General features: G+C 63.2%; 22 protein-coding genes. 13 read left to right on the top strand and 9 right to left on the bottom strand.

The window, feature by feature from the left end:
* Window positions 1–12: 12 nt before the first annotated feature.
* The 3 genes from ACOFKT_RS14465 to ACOFKT_RS14455 all read left to right on the top strand — a co-directional run bounded on the left by ACOFKT_RS14465 (window position 13) and on the right by ACOFKT_RS14455 (window position 3138).
* A complete protein-coding gene (locus ACOFKT_RS14465; RefSeq protein WP_419804688.1) occupies window positions 13–1053 on the top strand; it encodes an SMI1/KNR4 family protein in 1041 nt (346 codons plus the stop codon).
* 492 nt (window positions 1054–1545) lie between these two features.
* Complete coding sequence (locus ACOFKT_RS14460) at window positions 1546–1965, top strand: DUF2809 domain-containing protein (RefSeq protein ID WP_419804687.1); 420 nt, start codon at window positions 1546–1548, stop codon at window positions 1963–1965.
* 189 nt (window positions 1966–2154) lie between these two features.
* Window positions 2155–3138 (top strand): hypothetical protein, encoded by a 984-nt coding sequence (locus tag ACOFKT_RS14455; protein ID WP_419804686.1) that lies wholly within the window; start codon window positions 2155–2157, stop codon window positions 3136–3138.
* Between the two features lie 51 nt (window positions 3139–3189).
* On the opposite strand, the gene ACOFKT_RS14450 is transcribed toward ACOFKT_RS14455, so the two are convergent.
* Window positions 3190–5034: a M20/M25/M40 family metallo-hydrolase gene (locus ACOFKT_RS14450; RefSeq protein WP_419804685.1), complete on the bottom strand. Its 1845-nt coding sequence runs from the start codon at window positions 5032–5034 to the stop codon at window positions 3190–3192.
* A gap of 158 nt (window positions 5035–5192) precedes the next feature.
* On the bottom strand, window positions 5193–5522 hold the full coding sequence (locus ACOFKT_RS14445; protein WP_419804684.1) for a DMT family protein: 330 nt from the start codon (window positions 5520–5522) through the stop codon (window positions 5193–5195).
* A gap of 69 nt (window positions 5523–5591) precedes the next feature.
* Here ACOFKT_RS14445 and folP point away from each other — a divergent pair, with 69 nt between their 5' ends.
* Window positions 5592–6461, top strand: coding sequence for a dihydropteroate synthase (gene folP / locus ACOFKT_RS14440; protein ID WP_419804683.1), 870 nt, complete (start codon window positions 5592–5594; stop codon window positions 6459–6461).
* Here the strand turns inward: folP and ACOFKT_RS14435 are convergent.
* Window positions 6458–7012 carry a hypothetical protein gene (locus ACOFKT_RS14435; RefSeq protein WP_419804682.1) on the bottom strand — a complete coding sequence of 185 codons (555 nt, stop codon included), beginning with the start codon at window positions 7010–7012 and terminating at the stop codon, window positions 6458–6460. The genes folP and ACOFKT_RS14435 overlap by 4 nt on opposite strands.
* A gap of 47 nt (window positions 7013–7059) precedes the next feature.
* Entirely contained in the window at window positions 7060–7425 is a 366-nt protein-coding gene (locus tag ACOFKT_RS14430) for a c-type cytochrome (protein ID WP_419804681.1), read from the bottom strand.
* Between the two features lie 202 nt (window positions 7426–7627).
* On the opposite strand from ACOFKT_RS14430, the gene ACOFKT_RS14425 reads away from it, so the two are divergent.
* From ACOFKT_RS14425 to ACOFKT_RS14415, 3 genes are all read left to right on the top strand, one after another.
* Window positions 7628–8419 (top strand): SDR family NAD(P)-dependent oxidoreductase, encoded by a 792-nt coding sequence (locus tag ACOFKT_RS14425; RefSeq protein WP_419804680.1) that lies wholly within the window; start codon window positions 7628–7630, stop codon window positions 8417–8419.
* 158 nt (window positions 8420–8577) lie between these two features.
* Window positions 8578–9060, top strand: coding sequence for a hypothetical protein (locus tag ACOFKT_RS14420; protein ID WP_419804679.1), 483 nt, complete (start codon window positions 8578–8580; stop codon window positions 9058–9060).
* A 53-nt stretch (window positions 9061–9113) separates the two neighbouring features.
* The gene (locus ACOFKT_RS14415) at window positions 9114–9800 is read left to right on the top strand and encodes a YdeI/OmpD-associated family protein (protein WP_419804678.1); all 687 of its coding nucleotides are present in this window, start codon (window positions 9114–9116) and stop codon (window positions 9798–9800) included.
* 63 nt (window positions 9801–9863) lie between these two features.
* On the opposite strand, the gene ACOFKT_RS14410 is transcribed toward ACOFKT_RS14415, so the two are convergent.
* Window positions 9864–10973 carry a response regulator gene (locus ACOFKT_RS14410; protein ID WP_419804677.1) on the bottom strand — a complete coding sequence of 370 codons (1110 nt, stop codon included), beginning with the start codon at window positions 10971–10973 and terminating at the stop codon, window positions 9864–9866.
* Window positions 10974–11819: 846 nt separating this feature from the next.
* On the opposite strand from ACOFKT_RS14410, the gene ACOFKT_RS14405 reads away from it, so the two are divergent.
* The 4 genes from ACOFKT_RS14405 (at window position 11820) to ACOFKT_RS14390 (ending at window position 17941) form a co-directional block, all read left to right on the top strand.
* The gene (locus tag ACOFKT_RS14405) at window positions 11820–12362 is read left to right on the top strand and encodes a YceD family protein (RefSeq protein ID WP_419804676.1); all 543 of its coding nucleotides are present in this window, start codon (window positions 11820–11822) and stop codon (window positions 12360–12362) included.
* 107 nt (window positions 12363–12469) lie between these two features.
* Window positions 12470–12655, top strand: a complete 186-nt coding sequence (rpmF, locus tag ACOFKT_RS14400) for a 50S ribosomal protein L32 (RefSeq protein ID WP_419804675.1) — start codon at window positions 12470–12472, stop codon at window positions 12653–12655.
* A gap of 123 nt (window positions 12656–12778) precedes the next feature.
* Window positions 12779–13813 (top strand): phosphate acyltransferase PlsX, encoded by a 1035-nt coding sequence (plsX, locus tag ACOFKT_RS14395; protein ID WP_419804674.1) that lies wholly within the window; start codon window positions 12779–12781, stop codon window positions 13811–13813.
* A gap of 186 nt (window positions 13814–13999) precedes the next feature.
* Window positions 14000–17941, top strand: coding sequence for an Ig-like domain repeat protein (locus ACOFKT_RS14390; RefSeq protein ID WP_419804673.1), 3942 nt, complete (start codon window positions 14000–14002; stop codon window positions 17939–17941).
* Between the two features lie 94 nt (window positions 17942–18035).
* On the opposite strand, the gene ACOFKT_RS14385 is transcribed toward ACOFKT_RS14390, so the two are convergent.
* The 3 genes from ACOFKT_RS14385 to ACOFKT_RS14375 are packed head-to-tail and all read right to left on the bottom strand — an operon-like array spanning window position 18036 to window position 20123.
* Entirely contained in the window at window positions 18036–18794 is a 759-nt protein-coding gene (locus ACOFKT_RS14385) for a hypothetical protein (RefSeq protein ID WP_419804672.1), read from the bottom strand.
* 13 nt (window positions 18795–18807) lie between these two features.
* Window positions 18808–19560: a hypothetical protein gene (locus tag ACOFKT_RS14380; protein WP_419804671.1), complete on the bottom strand. Its 753-nt coding sequence runs from the start codon at window positions 19558–19560 to the stop codon at window positions 18808–18810.
* Complete coding sequence (locus ACOFKT_RS14375; RefSeq protein WP_419804670.1) at window positions 19557–20123, bottom strand: RNA polymerase sigma factor; 567 nt, start codon at window positions 20121–20123, stop codon at window positions 19557–19559. Before ACOFKT_RS14375 ends, ACOFKT_RS14380 begins: the two co-directional genes overlap by 4 nt.
* A gap of 126 nt (window positions 20124–20249) precedes the next feature.
* On the opposite strand from ACOFKT_RS14375, the gene ACOFKT_RS14370 reads away from it, so the two are divergent.
* Window positions 20250–20735 carry a metal-dependent transcriptional regulator gene (locus ACOFKT_RS14370; protein WP_419804669.1) on the top strand — a complete coding sequence of 162 codons (486 nt, stop codon included), beginning with the start codon at window positions 20250–20252 and terminating at the stop codon, window positions 20733–20735.
* A 6-nt stretch (window positions 20736–20741) separates the two neighbouring features.
* On the opposite strand, the gene ACOFKT_RS14365 is transcribed toward ACOFKT_RS14370, so the two are convergent.
* Entirely contained in the window at window positions 20742–21980 is a 1239-nt protein-coding gene (locus ACOFKT_RS14365; RefSeq protein ID WP_419804668.1) for an NAD(P)/FAD-dependent oxidoreductase, read from the bottom strand.
* A 94-nt stretch (window positions 21981–22074) separates the two neighbouring features.
* Here ACOFKT_RS14365 and ACOFKT_RS14360 point away from each other — a divergent pair, with 94 nt between their 5' ends.
* The gene (locus ACOFKT_RS14360) at window positions 22075–23589 is read left to right on the top strand and encodes a serine hydrolase domain-containing protein (RefSeq protein ID WP_419804667.1); all 1515 of its coding nucleotides are present in this window, start codon (window positions 22075–22077) and stop codon (window positions 23587–23589) included.
* Window positions 23590–23705 lie beyond the last annotated feature (116 nt).

The following is a 23705-nucleotide window of genomic DNA, read 5'->3' as shown; positions in this document are numbered from 1 at the left end:
TGGAGGGTTGCGATGACCCGGAAGTACAACCCATCATGGGAGAAACGGGCTGCATCCCTGGCCTATGTCATCGCAGCAGCGAAGCAACGATTGGAGGCAGTTGGCCTCACCATGCAGGATATTTCAAATCGCTCCGCCCGCGATTTCGGACCGTGGCTGGCGTTTAAGTGGGCGCGCTCAGCCGAGCACGACGGCTATCGAATGGCTATTGTCGCGCGCGTGGAGATGTCCGCACCCTCGCCCGCCACGAGCCCCAGCGCCCAGCCTGATGGGCCAACGCCGGTCTTTCAGGCCACCTGGCGCGCAGAGGCCTGGCAGGGTGTGAGCCCCAGCTTCCACCGCGTCGAGGGTGCGGCCGCGGTGGATCAGATTGTGTTCACCTACGGCAGCGATTTCGGCGTCAGGGGTGCGGCCGTGGTGGACGACACCCTTTTCACTTACGGCAGCCTGGAACGGCTGGTACTCGCGCTTCTGCGGCGGGCTCAGGACGCCTTTCCCGAGCTTTTGGAAAACGCCGGTTGGGATGGCTTTCCCGATCTGCCAATGTTGACCGGCGACGTGGACCATCTCGTGGAAGTCCGGGCCTTCTACGCGAAGGAAGTGGAGCCCTGGACCGGCCCGCCTGTCGGCTGCACCGAAGCCGAGGTGCAGGCGCTGGAAGACCGCCTCGGCTGGCGTTTGCCCCTGGCCTACAAGCAATACCTGCGGTTCATGGGAAACGATCGGAAAGGCATCTTTGTCGGCAGCGACTGGTTCCTTGAAAGCGCTCATTTGAACGTCATTCCCAGCGAACTCGCCAACATGGAAGTGGCCTACACACCTGTGACTGACACGCTCAGCTTCATGTCGCACCAGGGGTATATCCATGGCTGGATGGACCTGCCCGTCGTTTCCGACGATCCGCCGGTCTACTTCTACACGGAATCGAGCAAAGCCAATGAGGGTAACGTTGTCACGGAGTACGTCCGGTTCACGGAATTGCTGCTGGCAGAGCTGAGTTACATGAGCTACTTCACGCAACGAGTGAGGAAGGTTGAAGGGAGTGTCACGTGAACTCGCCGCCAATCCCGCAACTCACCCGCCCTTGTTTCGCACCGAATGCAACACACTTCATCTTGCACGAGGTACTGCATTGCGGTTTGACGCGCCATATTCCGTGTATGCAACGCCCCAGTATCTAGGGCGGAGAAATTTTCTAAAGAGCGTCTGGATGCGGGTGGAGAGAAAGAAGTGCTCGCCTTTATCGCCTTCGAAGGTAATGCCGAGCGATTCATACAAGGCGGTTAAACGTCGGCCAAGGCAGCGAGCAAATGCGCCTGAGCACGTGCGCGTGCTCGCGAGCATAGGAGCGGGAATCCAGGCGACGACGTCTTTTGAATCGATTAGGGAAGTTTGCGCGTCATGGCACGCATGAGCACACCGACCGTTTCCCGTCTTCGGCCATGCGTTACCTTCCTAGTCAATCTAGGAGGCAGAGTAGGCCTGCCTTCCTGGATTATCAAGGAGAGGGAAGATCACCGGAAAGCTTCGCTGTATCGTTGTGCAATGAAGCAGGCACGTGTCGAGAAGACTCGCCCACTGACTCTTTCGGTCTTGCTGCTCCTAGTCACGCCAGTGCTCGGCATTGCGATACGCTTCGCGCATATGGGACTGCCTTGGTCGTTTCGCAAGTACGGCGGCTCGGTCCTGTGGGCGATGATGATCTATTGGCTCGTATCCACGCTGCTGCCCCGCGTGCGCCTGATCCCGACCGCATTGCTCGCCGAGGCGGTCGCAGTTGCTGTCGAGTTTCTCAAACGCCTGCACACGCCGGCCCTGGAGCACTTTCGCGGCACACTGGCCGGCGTCCTGCTCCTCGGGCGTGAATTTTCTAACCAGGACATCGTCGCCTACTCCATCGCGATCACCTGCGCTGCCACGGTGGATGCAAAGCTTCGAGGTCGTCTCGCCTCGCCAACGTCTTAACGCGATCCGCAGGTTGTCTTCTGCCGCAAATAGAATGGAGCGCCATAGCGTTCGCGCAGACAATCAGGCGTCCTTTGGATACTCACCTGCGCTTCTTCCAGGCTTCAGCAGCTCTGTCGAAGACTCCTCGCTCCCTCGGCAGCTTCTGACCTCGTACAGTACCTGCATAAGGGAGACATCATGCGATCCGTGTTCAAGCTGGTGTGCTGTTCCGTTTGTTCCTGGGCTATGATCGCAGCGGCCCACGCGCAACACGGCATAGAGGGTACGTGGAAACTGGTGCTTGGAAAGAGGACGCTCCTGGTGCTCTCTCTTGCTTCCACCAACACACAGAATGGACAGCAATGTAAGGGGACGCTTTCCCTTCCAACTCATCTGACGACGAGGGATGGCATCACTTTTTTTGAGGTTTACGGGCCGACGAAGGTGCAGCAGATTCTTACTTGCACCGAAGCGGCTGGCGCTTTAACCCTGACCGTTCGTGATGAAGAAGAGGCGAACGGCACCACCACTTACAGTTTTCACACGCGGGACGCAAATCACGCCGAACTGGAAATACGCGGCGCGCCTCTGCCGCCTCTGCAGTTGGTCCGCGCCGGAGCAGATGCAACGGTCGCAACAGATTGGGAAGGAGGTCGTAAGTACACGCCCGAAGATGACGCGTCCTCGAATCCGCAAATGAAGCAAATCTTCGACGAAGACCAGAAGGTGAGGCAGGCCTGGCCCAACATAGACTGGAACATCGTCGACAAGTCCGACGCGGAGCGCCGGACCGCCGTGCGCAAGCTTTTGCAGGACGGCGCACTTCATTCGGGAGAAGACTTCTACGAAGCCGCCCATGTCTTCCAACACGGGTCGGGGCCGGACGATAACCTGTTGGCGCATACGCTGAGCATGGTCGCCGTTCGCAAAGGGTACGACGCCGCAATTTGGATCGCTGCCGCGACCCTGGACCGCTACCTGCAATCCATCAAACAGCCGCAGATTTATGGCACGCAGTTCTTTACGCCGGGGACACAGCCTGCAACGCAAGAGCCTTACCACCGCGATCTCATTTCGGACGCATTGCGTCGGCAACTCGACGTTCCTAACCTTGCGGCGCAGGACGTGCAAAGGCAGAAGTACGATACGGATCGACACATCGGCGCAGCCGCTTCTGAAAAGAAGCCATGATGACGAAAGCCGCGCATTCAGCGCGGCTTTCGCAATTGCAGGCTGATGCGCCTACTGCTGCGGCGCACCCGGCTTGCCGGCGTCCGGTGCAGGCACTGCGGTGGGGAACAGGTTCTTCAACTGCTGGTCGCGCTGGCGGTTTTCCTCCGGGTGCGGGAACGGCTTGCGCGGCATCATCGCGTCGCGTTCCGCCGTGTTGTACAGAAAGATCGCCTCGATGGTGGCCGCCTGCTTCAAATCCTCTTGGTGAATGCGCTCCACCGTGTCCATGTTGCTGTGATGGGTGCGCGTCTCGTAGTCCATTGGATCCTGAATGAACTGGAAGCCCGGCAGTCCCACCGCATCGAAGCTCAGGTGATCGGTGCCGCCGGTGTTCCGATAGCTGACCGTCGTGGCGCCCAGGTCGTGCAAGGGCTTCAGCCACTGCTCAAAGATGGGTGCGATCGCGTAGTTCTCCTGCGTATACACACCGCGAATCCGTCCGGTGCCGTTGTCCAGGTTGTAATAGGCGTCCAGCGTTTCCCATTCTTTCGTCGTCTTCAGCGGGCCCTGCGGTCCGCGCAGAAACGACACGATCGGGTCGGCGTTCGCGGCAGCGGCCGGTTCCTGGAACTCGCCGAAGTGCTGCTTCACGTACCCACGGCTGCCGAACAGGCCTTCTTCCTCGCCGCTCCACAGCGCGATGCGAATCGTGCGGCGCGGCTTGTACCCGATCGCCTTCAGGATACGCACGGCTTCCATCGCAACCACTGAGCCTGCGCCGTTGTCGGTCGCGCCCGTGCCGCTGATCCAGCTGTCCAGGTGGCCGCCCACCATCACGACCTCGTCCTTCAGCTTCGGGTCCGTGCCGGGTATCTCGGCAACCGTGTCAACGCCGTGCTCGTTGTCTCCGGTGAACTTCGTCTCAATGTTCACTTCCATCTGCACCGGCACGCTCGCTTTCAACAAGCGGTACAGGCGGCCGTAACCCTCGACCGTAGCCACGGCATTCGGAATCGTCACCGCGGACTCGCGTTTCTGCGCGTTGCGGCTCAGGTTCGCGCCGTTGTCGTCGAAGATGATGCCGGTGCCGCCGCCCTTGCCGCCGTCGCGGCTGGGCGTGATGATCGCGGCCACGCCCTCGGCGGCCATCATCTTCAGCGCAGCGGCGCGTAGTTGTGCCACGCGCTGGCGCTCTGCCAGCAACTGCTGGATGGTCTGCGGGCCGCCGGCTGCTCCGCCGCGCCGCTGCTGACCTTCATAGCCTTCCATTTCCTTCAGCTCTTCTTCGGTGTAGCGGTGGAAGAGCGGCTCCGTCAGATCCACGATCGGATGCGGCGCACCCAGCAGCACAATTTTGCCGGCCAGCTTGCCCTTGTACTTGTCCAGGTCCGCGGCGGTGGTCAGTTCCACCAGAACGGCATCGCCGGTCACGGCACCCTTCGTCGCGGGCGACCACGGCGCGGCCTGGATCCATAGCGGCTCAGTGTCCGGTGTCACGATCCGCGCCCAGCTGTTCACCTGCGCCCAGCCCATGCCGAACTCGCCCCAGTCTTCCAGGTGCGCATTGACCAGGCCGGCGTCGGTCAGGCGGTCGCGCGTCCACTCGTTCGCCTTTTTCATGTTGGGCGAACCCGTCAGGCGCGGGCCGATACCGTCCGCCAGGCCCGTCATGTAATCCATCGCGTGCGAGTGGGCGTAGCCCTCGGTGCGAATGCGCGCGTACATGTTCAGGTCAATGTTCTCAATTGCCGGCTGCGGGCCGTAGTAGCCGCGCATGGCCTCGGCAGAGGTTGCAGCCTCATGCCGGCTCTTCTGCTTTTCCGCCGCAAAGGCGGGCAGGGCGGTGGTGCAAACGGTCGAAAGCAGCGTAACGGTGCACACACCGCGGCGCACGGCGCTCCAAAGAAACGGCATCGGGCAAAGCCTCCAAATTTATTGCTGTAAAGCGAGAGTAACAGGGAGACGACCGGCCTCGAACGCAAGTTGCAGCAGCGCATCTCCGCCAATGGACGGCTCTTTGCACGCTGCACCGCGGCAGCGCGCCGCCTCTGCCGCTCTCGCCCGCTGCCAGATCAAAACTTGTGAAACATGAAGAACGCACCGCAAATCAGGAAGCCAAATGCCACTGCGTGATTCCAGTGCAGCCGCTCACCGAAATAGAACGTCGTGAACACGCCGAAGACGGTCAGCGTGATGATCTCCTGGATCGTTTTGAGTTGGGCCGGATTGAACTTGTCGGCACCCATGCGGTTCGCCGGCACCTGCAGGCAGTACTCGAACAGCGCAATCGACCACGACACCAGGATCACCTTCCAAAGAGCGACGTCGCGGTATTTCAGGTGCCCGTACCAGGCGAAGGTCATAAAAATGTTGGAGCCGATCAGCAAGACGATTGTCCACATACGCGAATGTGACGCTGAACCGCGCTTCTGCTTTGCACACCAACGGCAAGCGCGCTGCATACTGTGAGCATGCGATCAGAGTTCGGCTGGCAGCTCCGTTCGCGCACGCTTCTGCTTGGGCAACGAACGCAGATCATGGGCATCGTGAACGTGACGCCCGACTCGTTCTCCGATGGTGGCGCGCATGCCTCCACCATCGCCGCCGTGGATCATGCCTTGCGGCTGCTGGACGAGGGCGCGGACCTTCTCGACGTCGGCGGCGAGTCGACCCGCCCCGGCGCACCCGCGGCGACACCGCACGCCATTGCCGCCAACGACGAGCAGCGGCGCGTGTTGCCTGTGATTCAGAGCGTTCTACGGGCTCGGCCCAACGCTATTGTTTCCGTGGACACCTACCGCGCCGCCACGGCCAGGCTCGCGATTGAAGCGGGTGCGGAAATCGTGAACGATGTGTCAGGTCTGCTGTGGGACGACGCCATGGCGCAAACGCTCTCGGATCTGCGATGCGGCGCCGTACTCATGCACGCCCGCGGCCTGCCGTCCGAATGGACGCGGCTGCCATCGCTCGAAGCCGAGCAGGTACTGCCGACCGTGCATTCCGGCCTGCAGGCCAGACTCGGGGACGCGCTCGCAGCGGGTATCGCGCGCGAACGGATCGCCCTTGATCCCGGCTTCGGCTTTGGCAAGCGCGGGGCAGAGAACTGGGCCCTGCTGGCACAACTCGACCACCTGAACGACCTTGCCTGCCCCATGCTTGTGGGCCTGTCCCGCAAAGGCTTTCTGGCCTCCTCTCTTCCGGCGCATGAGCGCGACCCGCAGACTCACGCCGCCAACACAGTCGCTGTTCTCGCCGGGGCACACGTGCTTCGTGTGCACGACGTCGCAGGAGCGATCCGCGCAGCCGGTGTTGCCGACGCCGTACTCGCGGCGGCGAGCTAGTGAACGCGCTCTCGAACCTCGTCGCGCACCAGGTACAAAAAAAAGACCGTAAAGAACGCCGCCCACACCAGCAGGCCCGCGCCCTGGTTGATCGGCACGTGCGCCGTAATAAAACGCAGCACGTAACTGAACGCGGTAAACAACGTGCCGCCCAGCACCAGCGCCCAGCCCCAGCGCCGCAAACGAAGCAGGCCGAATACGCCGATGACCAGCATGCTGCAGATCGCCAACGTGCCATAGCGGGTAATGCCATTGCCAAACAAACCGCGCCACGCCGCAATCACATTCATCAGCGCATAGACCAGAACAAACAACGCGATCATGGCCATGCCGGGCAGCATCTTCGGGCCGCCAGCTTCACCGGTTCCGTCGGGGTCCGCGGCACGTTGCTGCCGAACGCGCGCCGCTGCTTCCGGCGACAGCTTGATGCGACCCTGGCGGCGCGTGGCTTCGGCCGCCTCTACGCGCGCCGCAAACTCGCGGTCCGCCTCCGCAACGCTCATGGACTCCGGGTTCTTCTGCTTCGAATCGTGTGTTGGGTCGTTTGGCATGGTGTCCTCGATGGAGCGATGTCGCGAGCGACGCAGGTCGCGGTGCGCTACAGCGTGTGCAGGTAGTGCAACAGGTCGTTCAACTCCGCGTCGGTCATGGTGTAGCCCTGCGGAGGCATGTTGCCGCGGCCGTGAATGACCGTGTTGCGAACGCGTTCATCGTTCGCCGGAGCGCCGCTGGGCAAGTACGGCTTTTTGAAGAGCCCCGCAAGGCCGGGACCATTCAGCGGATCGGCCGTGCGGTCGTGATGACACGTCGAGCAGTGCTGCACAAACTCCGCGTGCCCGCTCTGTTCCACGGGCGTCAACTGGTCCAGCGGCTTCGGTGGCGGAATGCTGTGGCAGCCCTGCAACACACCGCCGGCAAGCAGCAGTGCAGCACAAGTCGCGGCTCGGCAGGCCCATCGAAGCATCCTCCCTATTTTCGCATTGCACGGCCAGTCATATGTCCGGCAAGCCACGAGGGACCGCAGAGCTTCATCCGCTGAAAGAGGACGCCGTCTGGTTTCAAGTTGCGATCAGCAGCATCGGGGGCTGCTGCCAATCCATGCCGCGCCTGCGCTTCCGTCACCCACGCGGCATCCGATTTCCTGTTGTCCTTGAAGGAGACTCAATATGGCGAAGGAACTCGCATTTGTTAGCGGCGCATCTTCCGGCATCGGCTACCAATTGGCGCTGCAGCTGGCACAGCGCGGATATGACCTGGCCGTGACGGCGCACGGTGACCGGCTGGAAGAAGCCGCAAAGGACTTTGAGGCCGCCGGTGCGACCGTCCACACCTTTCAGGCAGACGCAACCAAACGCGACGAAGTTGAAAAGGTCTGGCGCGGTATTGAAGCCCTGGGTACGCCCGTAGCGGTGGCGTGCATCAATGCCGGCATCGGCGAAGCCGGCCTATTCGCAACCGAGTCGTCACTCGATCAGGAGCTTGCGATCGTCGATCTGAACTGTGGCTCCACGGTCCAGTTCGCCAAATATATCTCGCGCCAGATGGCTGGCCGCAGGCAGGGCAATATCCTGTTTACCGCCTCCATCGCCAGCGAGACCACGTCGCCGAAGATGGCCGTGTACTCGGCTTCTAAATCGTTTGTGCTGTCGCTCAGCAAGAGCCTGCGCTTTGAGATGGAGCACTTCGGCGTGAACGTGACGGCGCTGCAGCCGGGACCGGTGGACACCGAGTTCTTCAACGTGGCACACATGGAAGACACAAAAATCGGCACAGACGGCAAGAAGAGCAATGAGCCCGACACCGTGGCAAAGGTCGGCCTGGACGCGCTCTTCGATGGTAAGGAGCATGTGTACGCGGCGGACTTCATGACCAAGTTGCAGGGTGCCGTCGCGGGCATCACACCAGACAGTGTGCAGGCAAAGATGCAGGAAAAGTACATGGAGCCGGCGACGAAATAGCCGCCGGTCAGCACCAACACAGAAGGGCACAGCTTCGGGTGTGCCCTTCATGTTTCCCGTGCCGTTCGCCGTCATCGCGGCCCGCTACAGTGTCATGGCACACTGTTCAGGTCCGTATGCACTTAGCTCTGTATCGAACGCAACGAGTCTGCCTTGGTTTGCTGCTGGGCACCGCCGGCCTGTACGCGGGTGTGCTCGTCATGTATTCCATCGGCCTCGCACCGGTGCTGGATGCACAATCCTCAACCGGCTTTCTCAGGCTCTGGCAGTTGCACGACTACTACCTTCACCTGCGGATCCGCTTTCTGCTGGCCGGCATCGGCATCTTTTATGTGCTGACCCTGCTCTCGCTTGCAACGGCGGTGCGGACCAAGACCTTCGCGCTCATCGCAATCGCCTTTGTACTTTCCGCGGTAGACGTAGAAGTCAACCGCGAGTTGCAGCGTCCGGTGAACCGGTCGATACAGCTGGCCGACGTCGGCGCCCACTCGTCCAGCAGTGTCTACACCATGGAGCATCAACTCTTCCGCGCATTGCACTTGCGGCAGCTGTGCTCGGTCAGCGCCTTTGGGTTGCTCTGCATTGCTGCCATGCTGCCGCACAGCAGCCCCAAACGTTCCCGGCCGGACCTGATCTCCTGAGACTCGAAAATCGATAGCGTAGTCCGGGCGTGGCCGCTATACTCGCGTGCATCATGGCAACCGCACGCCTGAAGACCCCGACGATGCCTGTCCACACTCGTGACGCTCGCATCGACGCAAAGATCGCAGCAGCGAATCCTGCACTACAGCCGGTGCTGCTTTACCTGCGCGAACTGGTACACGAGGCCGTTCCCGAAGTGACCGAGACGGTCAAGTGGGGCCACCCATTCTTTGAGTTGAACGGCACCATTCTCGCGAACATGGGCGCCTTCAAGCACCATTGCGCATTCGGCTTCTGGTCCAAAACCATGACGGAGCACCTTGCCGCCGACGGCTTCACGCCCGGCGAAGGCGCGGGTTCGCTCGGCAAACTTACCACTCTGGAAAGCCTGCCACCGCGCAAAAAGCTGCTCGGCTATATCCGTACAGCGGCCAGTCACATTCGCAACGGCACCTCGGAAAGCTCGATGCAGACGCGTGCGGCCAAAAAGCGCGGGCCGGACGGCGCCGCCAGCAGCAAGCCTCCCATGGCAATGCCGGTGATCTTTGCGGAAGCCCTTGCCAATGAACCCAGGGCAAAACAAACTTTTGAGGCATTTCCAGCCAGCTGCCGCGGCGAGTACCTGGCATGGATCACCGAAGCCAAGCGCGACGAAACCCGCGCCCGCCGCGTGCAGCAGGCCGTCCTGCAACTCGCAGAGGGCAAACGCTTCAACTGGCAATACGAAGCCAAGGGCTAGCAATCCGCAATCCAAAAGCATGGCAGACCCGAAGGTCTGCCATGCTTCTCTGGTTGTTTACGCCTACACGTTGAAGTTCGTCTCTTCGCCTTCTTCCACGCCATACCGGCGCAGCAGGTTCGGCAGATTTTGGCTAAACGCGGAGCGCGGCATCACCGTGTGGCAGCCCGCTTCCACCGCCTTCTGCTTCAGGTCGCCCTGCAGATGCGAAAGGAAACCAAGAATCGAGGTGCCCTTCTTCAGCTTGGCTTTTAGCTTGGGAATCAGCGTCAGGGGCTTGGCAGCAGTGTTGTTCAGGTCAAACACAATCAGCGACGGATGCTCATGATCGTGCAGATCGGCCAGATGCGCCACCACATCCTTGTCCGGCTTCATGAACGCGACCTTCACGCCCTGCTGCTTGGCCACTTCCTGAATCTTGGCGGTGAAGAACAGGTCTTCGATGAAGAAGTAAATGTGAGTCGGCGCGTCCTCCGGGATCGCCACCGGCTTGTAGTGGTGCATCAGCTCAGGCGGCAGGCGGTCTTCGTTGAACTGCCGGCCGTGATTCTGGCGCCGGTGCCCGCCACTATTTCCGCTCGTGTTGATGGTGCTGGCCGGCGAATCTGCATAGTTGCCGTTCACTTCGCGGTAGCTGTGGTCCATTGGACCAACAAAGCTGCGAGGACCACGACCCTGTTGCTGCTTGCGGTTGCGGCGCACGCCGTTCTGACCGGAATGACTGCCCTGCAGGCTGTTGCCGGGCTCCGGGCGGGGTTGGCTGCCGCCACCATTCGTTTCGCCGGCGCGGCGGAACTTCTTTTTCTTCTTGCGCCGTCCACCATCGCCCTGCCCCTGCTGGCCCTGGTTCTGATTCTGGCCGTGGTGCTGGCGTTGCGGTGGCGCAGCCGTGGCAACAGTATTCTCGGCACCGGCACCGGCACCGGCTTCGCCCGCCGATGCTTCAATCTGCGCCGGCTGCGCTTCGCCTCCCTGGGCCGTGCCACTATTCGGCGCCGCACTCTGGGCTCCACGATTTTTCCGCTTGCGGCGCCGCCGGCGGCTTTTGCTCGTGCCGGAACCTGAACTGCCGCCTGCGTTATTGGAGCTCTCGCCCTCGTCAAACTGGTTTGCTGCTGAGGTCGGAGGCACCATCGCCGTGGGCGCCTCAGACACGTTCTGCTCTTCGCTCATGCTTCTTCTTTCTTCGGAACGGTCCGAACCCTGCGCGTTACTCACCTTGCAAACGCAAGGGAGAACCGCGGCGGTCCGGCCAGGCTTTCTTTGGGAGTCGCTGTTTCAATGCACCTTCGGATACAGCGTTCTTCCAGAGCGATCGCGATGCGGCTGTTGTCTCGCATCGCCGTTCTGGTTTGTGTCCTGAGCCGTGCGAAAAATCAGCGATATCGGTGATCTGCCTGCCGCTACACTCTGCTGGCGGCCGGCCTTCCGGGTGTACTCCCAGCGGGCACATTCGCCCGCGTATGCTGCTCAACACTTTCTGAATGTGTGCATTGCCACTTGGTGCGTGGCCCGGATGGAAGCGTACCGCCGGCGGCATCTGGGCCTGGCTGCAGCGTCTACTTCCTCTGCTGCCAAAGCATACGGCAGGTGCCGCGATTTGGCAAGCATGCTGTTCGAGCAGGGCAGCGCAGCAGCTGTTACCCTGCTTTCACGCGAAAAGCGCCACCCGGTGGGTGGCGCTTCGCAATAGCCAGTCACTGGCCTCCAAAAGATTGTTATTCCATCCTCTGGTGGCCTCGCCTGTTTGGCTGAAGCTCTCCCGTAGCGGCTGGATCTGTTGCATCGTGCATTGGTCTGCATCTGTCAGCAGTACCTATCCGCACGCACTTCCCGCCAATCCTTAGTGCACCTGCGTTGCCAAAGTGTAATCGTTTGTTGGTCAACAACTTACAGTTTCCGCGCCATGGGCCGCTTCTGAAATCCGCAGCCTTCTACCCGGCTTGCCTATGAGTTTCTGTAGACTCGCCCCGCAGCGCCTTTGCAAGCGGCCCCGCAACGTCCGATACTAGAGAAGCAATGCGTATTACCCCAGACGATCTGTACCCCGACCCGCTTGACATCGACGTGACTCTGCAGCCCGGTGCCGTCGACTACGCGCTCGATCTCGAGCAAAACGGGCCGCTGCACGTCAAGGCCCGCGCCGAACGCATCGAGGAGCACCGTGGACCGAAAGACGTGGTCCTCGACATCCGACTCCGCGGAACCGTGGACGGCGCCTTCCAGGCGATCTGCGGGAGGTGCACCACCCCAATTCCGCAGCGCGTTTCGGAAAGCTTCGACCTGATTTTTCGCCCGTCCGGCACCGACGCCGGCCTGGGTGAGCGTGCTATTACCGAAGCCGAGACCGAAATCGGTTATTATGAGCCAAGCGGCCTTTCGTTGGAAGACGTCGTGCGTGAGCAGGTGCTGTTGACCCTGCCGGAACGTGCGCTCTGCCGCGAGGACTGCAAAGGTCTGTGCCCGCACTGCGGCGAGAACCGGAACGAGCGCGATTGCGATTGCGAGTCGAAACAGATTGACTCCCGCTGGAACGCTCTGCAGGGCTTCTCCGCCAATTAGCCGGCACGGCATCCCTTGCAGGCCAGGACGCCACATTTTGTGCTCGAAACGGAGCCTCGTCTGCGCTTCATCGCGCGGTGAAATGCTCCTGTTGAAAGGGAACTGCCATGCCGAATCCGAAGCGCCGCCATTCCAAGCAGCGCACCGCAAAGCGCCGCTCGCACGACTTTCTCACCGCGCCCAACAGCAACGTCTGCCCGAGTTGCAATGAGCGCAAGCTGCCCCATCACGCCTGCCCCAAGTGCGGCGAGTACAAGGGACGCGCCATTACAACCGCCAAGGCTGAGGTTTAAGCTCACCACCTCTGGTGAGCAGACCCGCCGCATGCCTCGCGGTCTCTACGTTCCGTCCAGTAACCGGCTCGACTCCGCGTCCTGCACGAAGGGGTATACGTCTCTGCGTATGAGGAGCCGCCCGTGCTGACCGATATCGTTCTGGACGGCATGGGGTCTGACCGCGCGCCGGAACCCGAAATACGCGGCGCGGTGCAGGCTGCCCGGCAATACCCCGTTCGCATTCACCTGGTTGGACCCAGGGAGCGGCTGCAGCCCGCCTTGGAGCAGCACCTTGCCGGCGAGCGCCTGCCCATCCAGGTCGTCCATGCCTCCGAGTGGATCGGCATGGACGAGAAAGCTGCCCAGGCCGTTCGCTCCAAAAAAGACTCGTCCATGCGCGTCGGCCTGAAGCTGGTGCGCGATGGCCAGGCCCGCGGCTTCGTGACCGCCGGCAACACCGGTGCCGCCATGGCAACCGCAAAGATGGTTCTGGGCACGCTGGAAGGCGTCGAGCGGCCGGCCCTGGCAACCGTGCTCCCCAATGGCCGCAGCACGCCCTGCGTCCTTCTGGACGTTGGCGCCAACGTCGATTCCGACCCGCACAATCTGGTGCAGTCCGCCCTGATGGGCCAGATCTACGCTCGTACGGTGCTGGGCATCGCCAAGCCCCGTGTCGGCCTCCTCTCCATCGGCGAAGAAGACAGCAAAGGCAACGCGTTGTCGCGCGAAACACTACCGCTCCTGCGTGCGCTCAATGGCGAACATCTGTATCACTTCCTCGGCAACGTGGAAGGCCGTGACTTGTTCAACGGCAACTGCGACGTCGCCGTGTGTGACGGCTTCGTCGGCAACGTTGCCCTGAAGACGATTGAGGGTCTTGGCCGCATGGTCAGCGACTCGCTCAAAGACACGCTCAAATCCACCATCACCAGCCAGGTGGGCGCGCTGCTCAGCCGCAAGGCCTTCAAGAACTTCAAGCGCAAGCTGGACCCGTCGGAGTATGGCGGTGCACCGCTCCTCGGCGTGCGCGGAGCCTGTATCATCGGCCACGGCTCCTCCAACGATTGCGCGATCCTCAACGCGATCCGCGTCGCCAATCAGTTCGCCCAGGCCGATGTGAACCGGCATATTGAGGCCTCGCTGCGCAAAGTGCAGCTCTCACCGTCCGTCGCCTGACCGGCACTAATCCCCCTGCTCAAACAGCACTGTCACGGTTCCGGATTAGCAGCCGCTCATCCGGAATGGCACGAAGGTTGTATCCGCTTGCCCTCGCAGGCCCCGTAATCTGCCAGCTTCGCGTGCCATGCTTGGTATCGTCGCCGGTTGCCGATACGGGCTGCGGAGAGGTTGGACCAACGCTGCATGCCAGCTTTTGCGAAGAGCCGCGCCGCTTCCCGCTGCGGACGCCTCCTGGCACTCCTGCTTGCGGCACTGCTGCTGCCCGCATGCGGCGCGGCCGCTGCTGCCTGCGGCCAAGCTGACCCCGCGGAGCTCTCGGAAGCGGCACGTACCATCCTCGCGCTGAACCAGAACCTGTTCCCGGTCGCCCAGACCGCGCAGATCACCGGCTCCCGCGGCGCCTCACGTCCCGGCGCGGGCGTCAGCGTCAGTCTCCTGCAGAGCCGGGCGCAGCTCCTTCGCGAAATCATGCAGACGCACCCCGAGGAGGTGCGATCCGTCATGCTGCCCGCCTCGGTCGCCGACCGCCTCTTGGCCGCCGACCCGGCCAGCGCGCCCTATGTGGAACGCGACGCGGCCCTCACGGGTGACCTCGCGGCCATTGCAGTGGATGACTTCGCCCACGACGCGGGCCAGCGCACCTATGTGCTGCATGATTCCTCCACGTCTTCGCAGATCGCGATCCATCCCGCGGCTTCCTTCAACCTGCAGCCGTTGCTGCACCGCAACGTGGCAATTGGCGGCATCCAGCTGGGTTCTGACCTGCTCGCGGAAACGGTCACACCTGCAAGCCCCGCCGCCATCCGTCTTGGCGCACAGCACCGCCTCACCCTTGACGCCGCTGCGGTGGCGCCCGCGAGCACGTCGCTGACCTGCTCCACCACCGGCCCGCAGCGCACGGCCGTGTTGATGATGCAGTTCCCGAACAACACACCGGCGTTTCCGGGCGGCTACGGTTCCGCGGCCTGGTGGCAGCAGGCGATTGCCGGCACAGGCAACTCCGTAAGCAGCCTCTGGTCCGAGATGACCGCCGGCGCGACCTACGCGACGGCCGACGTGTACGGCCCGCTGACACTCGCGCGAAGCTACGGCTGCGCCGACTACCTACAGATGCGCTCGGCCGCGCTCACCCTTGCGTCAAACACCATCGACCTGTCGAAGTACACACGCATCGTTCTTGGTTTCCCAGCCTCCAGTTGCACTTTCGGCGGCCTGGCGGACATCGGCTGCAACGGCGCCGACAGCATCGTCCCGCACCCGTACTCCGTCGTATGGATGCCGATCGTCACCAGCTACACGGCATCGACCGGGGTCTGGGCAAGCCTAGCCCATGAGCTTGGCCACAACCTGGGTCTGAACCACGCGAACACGCTTGACTTCGGCACCGTCTCGCTCGGCCCCATCGATTTCCAGGCGACCAACCCGGGCACGGTCACTGGCACCGGCGCAACCATAGCCACGGGCGCGATCACGGCGGTCGACACCGAGTACGGCGACGTCTTCTCCGTCATGGGCAATCCCTGGTTGTCCGGCCCGGGACCGTATTCCGCGGAACACCGCGTCAGGCTCCTGGACTGGATGCCTGCCAGCGACACCAGCAGCGGCCTGGGCACCATCACCGCTCCGGGCACCTACAAAATCCAGCCCGCATCCACCAGTACCGGTCTGCGCGCCCTGCGCGTTCTGCGCGACGCCACCTCGGCATCCTGGCTCTGGTTGGAGTACCGCAACGGCGGCACGCCCTTCGACGCAGCGAACCTTGCCGCCGTCCGCGGCCAAAACGTCGCAGCGGGCGCGGTCGTGCACTACGAAAACGGCTACGGCGACCATGACAAGACTTACCAGCTCGACATGACGCCCACCGGCAAGGGCAACAACTTCGCCGACGGCGCGCTTCTGCCGGGCGTCACCTGGTCCGACCCATACTCGCCGCTCTCGCTCACGGTAAACAACGTCACATCCGCGGGTCTGAATGTGTCGGTCAGCTACGACAGTACCTGCGCTACGTTCAGTTTTGGCGGCAGCGCGGTCAGCGCAGCGGGCGGCAGCGGCACGGTTGCGGTCACCGCGCCGCCCACCTGCACCTGGAAGGCGAGCAGCAATGCGGCGTGGATGACCCTGAGTCAAACAACGAGCGGTACCGGGAATGGCTCGTTCACCTGGACCGCCGCCGCGAACACTGGGTACAGCCAGCGCGTCACGTACCTCACCGTCGGCCGAGTCAGCCAACGGCTTCTCCAATTGGGAAGCGGCGCCAATGTGCTGGCGCTGTCGCCGGCAAACGCGACCGTGGACCCCGGCAGCAGCATCGTCCTGTCGCTCACGCTGCAGAACGCCGGCGGCATCGCCGGGCTGCAAACCGTGGAACTGGACGCAACCGCCGCAGGCGCGCCGCCCTGCACCGTCGTCGCGGACTTCTCCTCCGGCACGCCGTTCTTCTTCGCCCTGGACTCCGCTTCCAATGAGTTCACCAGCGGCCTCGGCGCAGGCAGTACCGGCACCATCGATACTCCGGGCTGCACCATCTCCGGCCGGGGCAGCAGCGCCACCGCCAGCAACGGCACCATCACCGTTGCGCTGAACCTGGCCTTTCCAGCGGCCTCGCCCGGTGTGCGCGCTCTCTATGCCACCGCCAACGCCGGAACGGAGCTGCCGGTCGGCATCCTGAACGTGGGAGTGGTTATGGCATCGCCGTCGAACCCGACGACCACGAATCCGCCCACCCCTACGCTCCGGCCGACAACGACCACGCTGACCGACCCTCCCGCCTCCGCGCTGCCCGGCACCACTTTGGTGTTCACGGCCACGGTCGCGGCGACCAACGGAAATGCTGTGCCGGGCGGCACTGTAACTTTTCTCGACGGCACCACTGCTATCGGCTCCCTGCCGCTGGACAAAACCGGCAAGGCTAACTTGAGCACAACGACGCTGTCCAACGGCACGCACACGATCACGGCACGCTACAGCGGCGATGCCACCTTCGCGGCATCTGCCTCTGCCGCAGCCACGGTCACCGTTGCACAAGCCGCAACCACAACCACGCTCGCCAGTTCCGTTACAGAGGTAGGCGCAGGCGCCGGCGCGACCCTCACCGTCACCATCGGGCACACGGCGGCAGCCATCCCAGGCGGCACCGTAACCCTGCGCGACGGCAGCACCGTGCTGACCGCAATCACACTCAATCACGCAACGGCCAGCTTCCCGCTCAACGGCATCGCTGCGGGCACGCATACCTATACGGCGGTGTACGGCGGCGACACCGTCTATCTCGCGTCCACCTCGGATCCGCTTGTCCTCACGGCGGGCAAACTGCCCACAACGCTTGCCATCGCAAGCCCGCCGGTCACGCTCGCGGGCACGGCGATCCGCATCGCGGTCACGGCAAACAGCCCGGGCACGCCCACAGCGCAACCGGCCGGAACCGTGCTGTTGCAGGAAGGCGGCCGCAGCGTCGGAAGCATCACGCTCGTCAACGGAACCGGGACGCTTGCACTTAACTTGCTTTCCACCGGCACGCACACCCTTACCGCAAGCTACGGCGGCGATGGCAACTTCAACCCTGCTGCTGCCGCCACGATCACATTCGACATCGTCGACTTCGCCATCACCGGACCCACCGGCATCACGGTCCGCGCCGGCGCGCTGACGGCCAACACCGCGACCCTCACGCTCACGCCCGGCAGCAACGGCTTCCCCATGGGTGTGGCGTTCGTCTGCAACGGCGCACCGTCCGGGGCCACCTGCGCCGTCACCCCGGGAATGGTGGTTCCGGGCCGCAACTCTGTTCCGCTTACCGTTACGGTTACGACTACCGCGCCATCCTCCACGCGCACCGCGGCGCTCGCCGGTTGGCTCGGTCTGCCTTTGCTCGGATTGCTACTCTCCAGCCGCACGAAGAATCCCTCGCTGCGCCTGCTATCGACGCTGCTGGCGACCCTCGCACTCAGCGCCGGCGTGACAGGTTGCGGCACCGGCGCCAGCGCAGCGGCAACGACCACCACCGCACCGCCTTCCAGCCCAATCGGAACGCCCGCCGGCAACAGCACGCTCACCGTGCAGGCCATCGCAACCAGCAACGGCTCCACGCTCACGCACACCGCAACGGTAGCGCTACAGGTGAACTAGGCTGGTCGCGGCCATCGCGTCCAGTGCCGTGCCACACACATTCAGGAAGGCCGCGCAACTCGCGCGGCCTTCCTCGTCCTCAGCAGAAAGCAGATCAGTTCACCGGCTCCATCACAACCTCCACATCAAAGTGGTGCGTGCTGGAAGGCACATCCAGCGCACCAAGAAGTTGCGGCTTGTTGAGCGTCAGCGAAGTAGTCCCCTCCAACCGCGTGTCCCGCAGCACCGGATTCGGGTTGCTCGGCGTGATGCTGTCCGGTGCAATACTTGTCTGCTCCACCTTGCTTTTCAGCACGCCACCCCCCTGAATCTCTACAAGCGTTGCGTCGAAGTTCATCCCCACGTCGATGTAGGTGAACTGCGTGGATATGCCGCCGGTCGAAATTGGCAACCGGCTGCCCTGTTTCATTTGTGACCCGTGTCCTGAAAGCACGACCATGCTGAATCGCTGCACCCCAATCTTCCGCGTGCCGTCCATCTCCGTCATTGTGTATGTGAGCCGATAACGGGCATGCGGCTGGTCCAGCGCAGCGAGCAGCCTCGCGATTTGCGCCTGAACCTCGTCAGGCGCGTGGACCGCTATGATTGCCGTGCTCGGCACCAGAAAAACCTTGGTCTGTGGGTCCACCATGTTGCGAACGGAAGTTAATATTTCGTTCGCGTCCTGCGCGCTGGCCGCGTAGTGCAGCTTGTACTCGCGATCCACGCTGTCATTTATGAAGTGGTCGGAACGCTCACTTGCGGTCGGGTATTTGGTCGGGTATGCCGGCGTGTTCTGGGCGATGGCGGGCACGCTTGCGGCAGTGAGCAGCAGAACGATCGAGATGGCTAGAGAAGCAGGGGTGCGGCTCATGAATAGGCTCCGGTTATTTGAGTTCATCGGGTAGTGGCGTGTTCACGTATTGGGATCGCAACGCTGCGTCAATCTCGTGCTGCAAATTCGACGGCAGCGGCGGCGGAGTAAAAAAATGTGCAGTCTGCGCGCGTTCCTTTGAGAACTCGCGATTGCGCTCCACCGGATCGAGCATCGCCAGCTCTACCGGGTCGTTCCGGTGCGCGATCTGCAGCAAGAGCCGTTCCTGCTCGGTCAGCGGCATCTCCGGCGCGGGAAAGCTTGCCTCGTGTGCTGCACCGGCCGATGAAGCGCTCGCGAGCGCCGTTTCGAGCCGCCCCGAGGCTCCCATTCCGCACGCCGGCACACCACAACGCACGGGACGCCGCACCCTGGCTCCCGGCGCGTACTCTGGGGTCGCAGCCGATGCCGTCGAACTCAACTTCTGCCGCATCTTGTCCGCCGCTCCCGCCACTTGATCCGAAATGCTGTGCTGCCTGATCGCAATGGGCGCATCCTGCAAGGACCCGCCCCGCGTGGCGTGGTGCAACAGCGCGCCCGCCACGCAAAGGACGCAGGCCGCAACGGCTGCGGGAAACACAAAGCGCGGCCGCAACCATCCATCCGCTCCCCGGCCCGCTTCCGTCCGCGATGCCGGCCCCGCCCCATCCGAAAGCCGCTGCAGCATGCGCTCGTGCAACCCGTCCTGTGGCCGGGCCTCTGCCAACGCGGCAAGTACGGCATCCAGCCGGGCGTCCTTCGTCAATCTCTCGTTCCTATCGTTCATCGCGCACCTCCTTTCCTTTCCATCTCGGTCAGCCGTTCCTTTAGCCGTGTGCGTGCGCGAAACAGCAGGGCCCGCACGGCCGACTCACTCTTCCCAATCACCGCGGCCACCTCTGCCGTGCTCATCTCGTCCACGGCGCTCAGCAGCAGTGCCGCGCGCTCGGCCCTGGGCAGCGCATCCATCGCCAGCAGCACGCGCCGCAGGCGTTCGGCTTCCTCCAGCGCCCGGTCCGCGGGCACCAAGCGGGCCGCCAGCATCTCGGCAAACGGGCTATCCATCTGGTCAGGACGCACACGCCGCCTGCGGTCCAGCGCCAGGTTCCAGGCGATGCGCAGCAGCCACACGCGTTCGTCGCGCACTGCGGGCAGGTCGCGCCGGTGTTGCAGGACGCGTACAAAGGTGTCCTGCACCACGTCCTCCGCCTCATGCTGGTTGCGCAGAACCGAGTGCGCCACGCGAAACAGCAGCGTGGCATGGCGTTCCACGAGCGCGGCAATGTCCACCTCTGCCGTTGCCTGCTCGCGTATGCCAAACACCAGGTCGTAGCCCTCTGCGTGCGTCATCCACTCTTTCTCTACTTCACAGGACGCGCCCGTGCGCCCGCCGCTCGACAATTTTTCGCAGCCGTTGCGCGAGCGCCGTTACGAGGGTTGGTTCGCGCACCACAACGCGGTATGCTCGGCTGTGCAGTGAGGCCAGAAACGCAAGCCCGCAGGTCCTCGGAATCGGTCGACGATTACCTGAAGGCGATCCACACGCTGGCCGGCGATGCGGAGCAGCGCGTCGGCAGTTCCGCTCTGGCACAGCGGCTGCATGTCGCCCCCGCCTCCATCACCAACATGCTGCAGCGGCTGGCCGCGGAGCCTGAGCCGCTCATCGACTACCAACGCAGCCGCGGTGTCCGGCTCTCGCCCGCGGGGCGCCGTCGCGCGCTTGAAATCGTGCGGCACCATCGCCTGGTCGAAACTTTTCTCTTCCAGGTCTTGCACTACCCGCTCGACGATCTGCACGACGAAGCCGAACGCCTCGAACACTTCATCTCCGAGCGGTTTGAGGACCGCGTCGCCGCCGTGCTCGGCGATCCCACCACCGATCCGCACGGCCACTGCATCCCGTCCAAAGACGGCACCATGCCCGCGCGCCACGGCGTCAGTTGCGCGTGCGGCAAGCTGTAAGCGGACTCAGGCGCTCAGGCCGACCGCCGCCTTCATCTTGCCCCAAACCCACGTCGGCACGGTGCTGCGCATCATGTAGCTGCGCAGCTCTTCGTAGCGTGCCGCGCCCATGCTGTACCCGATGATCAGCCGCAGCAGCTCCGGGTCGTGCTTGGCATTGCGTACCAGCGAGTCCATGCGCCCCGAACCGTTGAACAGACGGTGCTGTATCTCGACCGAGTGCCGCAGGTCGTCGCCAATCTCCCGTTGCCAGGCACGCTGATACGCGGAAAGCTGCCGCTTGTCATACCGTTGCGAACGCATCGCCTCCAGCACGGTGTCGGCAGCCAGTGAGCCGCTGGCCATCGCGTAGAAAATGCCTTCCGCGGTGAACGCATTCACAAACCCGCCGGCGTCCCCGGCCAGCAGCACGCGGTCGGTAAAGGTCTGCGCCAGCGGTCCGCTCACCGGGATCGGGAACGCCTTGTAGCGCGAGCGATCCGTCTCGCCCGTCACGTCGCCCTTCTGCTTCAGCGTTTCGACCCAGCCCGCGTGGTGCTCCGCGCCCTTGCCGCGCAGCGCCGTCAGGTACCAGTCCAGCTTGCATCCGAAGCCCAGGTTCAGGTGCTCCGTCTTCGGGAAAATGTAGCCATAGCCGAAGGTCTGCGTGAGTGTCAGGAAGAGATAAATCGCCTCGCGGTCTGCCACCTGCAACCGGCTGTAATCCGTCTCCTCCATCATGTCGACGGCGTATTCCTTGTGCGCCGCCTCCGAGCGCAATCCGGTATGCCGGGCGATGACCGAGTTGGCCGAGTCCGCGCCGATGAGCACCGGCGCCGTAAAGATCTCACCCTCAGTACTCTCCAGCTCCACGTGCGTCGGCTTCACCTCGCACCGGCGAATCATCACGCCGTTGCGCACCGTGCACACACCCTGCGCGCGGCGGAACAGCGCAGCGTCAAACTCCCAGCGCCGGATCAGGTACAGAACCGGATCGTTCTGCCCGTACGTCACGCGTGTGCTATCCGGCGATTCCAGGTGCACACGGCGGATCGGATTGACCGGCACCTCACCCGATTCCAAAAACTCGCGCACGTACGGGAAGCGGTGCAACAACCGGGCGCTCAGGCCTCCGCCGCACGGCTTGTCACGCGGAAACTCCTTGGCCTTATCCAGCAGCAAAACCTTCGCGCCCGCCCGGCCCATCTGGTATGCAGCGGTCGCGCCGGCCGGCCCTCCGCCCACAACAATCACGTCGAAACTCATCCCTTGTATTGTGGCATCGCCCGCCCTGAAAATTTGTGACGGCACCCCGTCACTGCGCGTCTGATAGCGTGAAACCTTAGTGGAGCGACCTGCCATGTTCAAGCCTCTTGCCGTGCCCGTGTGCGCTGCCATTCTCGCCATGTCCTGCATCGCGTCCGCGCAGCGCCTCTCGCTTGACGAGCGCAGCCGGGTCCAGGAAGCCGTGCAGAAGGTGGTCGACACGACCCGGGTGCCAAGCGCATCGGTCGGCGTCGCGCGCGGTGGCAGGGTGGTCTTTACCGAGGCCTTCGGCAGCGCCCAGTTGCCGCGCAACGTGGGCGTCGCGCACTCCAGCAGCGCAGACCTGCAGATGAGCGAACTGACCACAAAGCCCGTCAAGGCCCGGCCAGGCATGGCCTACCCGATCGGCTCCATCTCCAAGCAGTTCACGGCCGTATGCATCCTGCTGCTGCAGGAGCAAGGCAAGCTGCGCCTGGACGACCCCGTTGCCAAATGGTTCCCCAACTTCACCCGCGCGCACGACGTGACCATCCGCAACCTGCTAACCCACACCAGCGGCTACTCTGATTACGCGCCGCAGGACTACACCATTCCCGCGTGGACCAAACCCACGCAGCCCTTAGCCGTGGTTACGCAGTGGGCGACCAGGCCGCTCGACTTTGAGCCCGGCACCAAGTGGCAATACAGCAACACCAACTTCCAGATCGCCGCCCAGATCGTAGAGAAAGCGAGCGGCCAGAAGTACCACGACTACCTGTGGACCAACGTCATTACGCCGCTGAAGCTGGAAGGCGTGCTGGACCTGGACACCGACCGCGACAAGCTCGACACGCAAGGCTATGAGCAGCATGCGCTCGGCCCCATGCGCCGCGCCGCGTTAGAGGCGCCGGGCTGGTATTACGGCGACGCGCAGCTCGCCATGCCCGTCGCCACGCTGCTCGCCTGGGACGAAAGCATCGTGCACCGCACGCTGCTCAAAGCTGAAAGCTACGAGCAGCTCGAGACCGGATACGTACTGAAGGACGGTACCGACTCCGGCTACGGCCTCGGTGTGCAGGTGCGCTACTTCACGGGCGGCAAGAAGTTCATCCTGCACTCGGGCGAGGTGGGTGGCTACGTGGCCAACAATGTCGTCGACCTGACCGATGACATCAGCTACGCCGCTCTGACCAATCAGGAGGCAAGCTCCGCCGCGGGACAGATCACCACGGCAGTGCGCAAGGTACTGCTGCCCAACCTGCAGGCCCCGGTCAGGACGAAGCGCTCCGGGGAATCGGCATCCGCTTCCGTCACCACTGCCGCCCAGGACAGCGCAAACGCCGACGCGGTACGTACTGTAATAACCAGCCTGCAGGAGGGCAAGCTCGACCGCTCGCGCCTCTCCGCCGACACTAACTTCTACTTTAACGACGAAACCGCCGAAGATTACGAAGCAAGCCTCGCGCCACTGGGTTCGCTGCAGCAGGTGAAGCAGAACCAGGCGGAGCTGCGCGGCGGCATGGTCTTCCGGAACTACACACTTGCCTTCGAAAAAGGCAACGCCAGCCTGACCACCTACACCGAGCCAGACGGCAAGCTGGAGCAATTCCTCATCGCGCCCGCGCCGTAGGTTTCACCCTACAAGTTGTCATTTCGACCGAAGCGACAGCTTTATCGTCGCGCAGTGGAGAAACCCGCATTTTGCTTACACGCCGAGAATGCACGCCATGAAGCGGTGCAAGACAC

Origin of the sequence: Terriglobus sp. (genome assembly GCF_965201105.1) — a bacterium.
Classification (GTDB): domain Bacteria; phylum Acidobacteriota; class Terriglobia; order Terriglobales; family Acidobacteriaceae; genus Terriglobus.
Note: the sequence above shows the minus strand (reverse complement) of the source record. Positions and strands in the feature narration are given on the sequence as shown.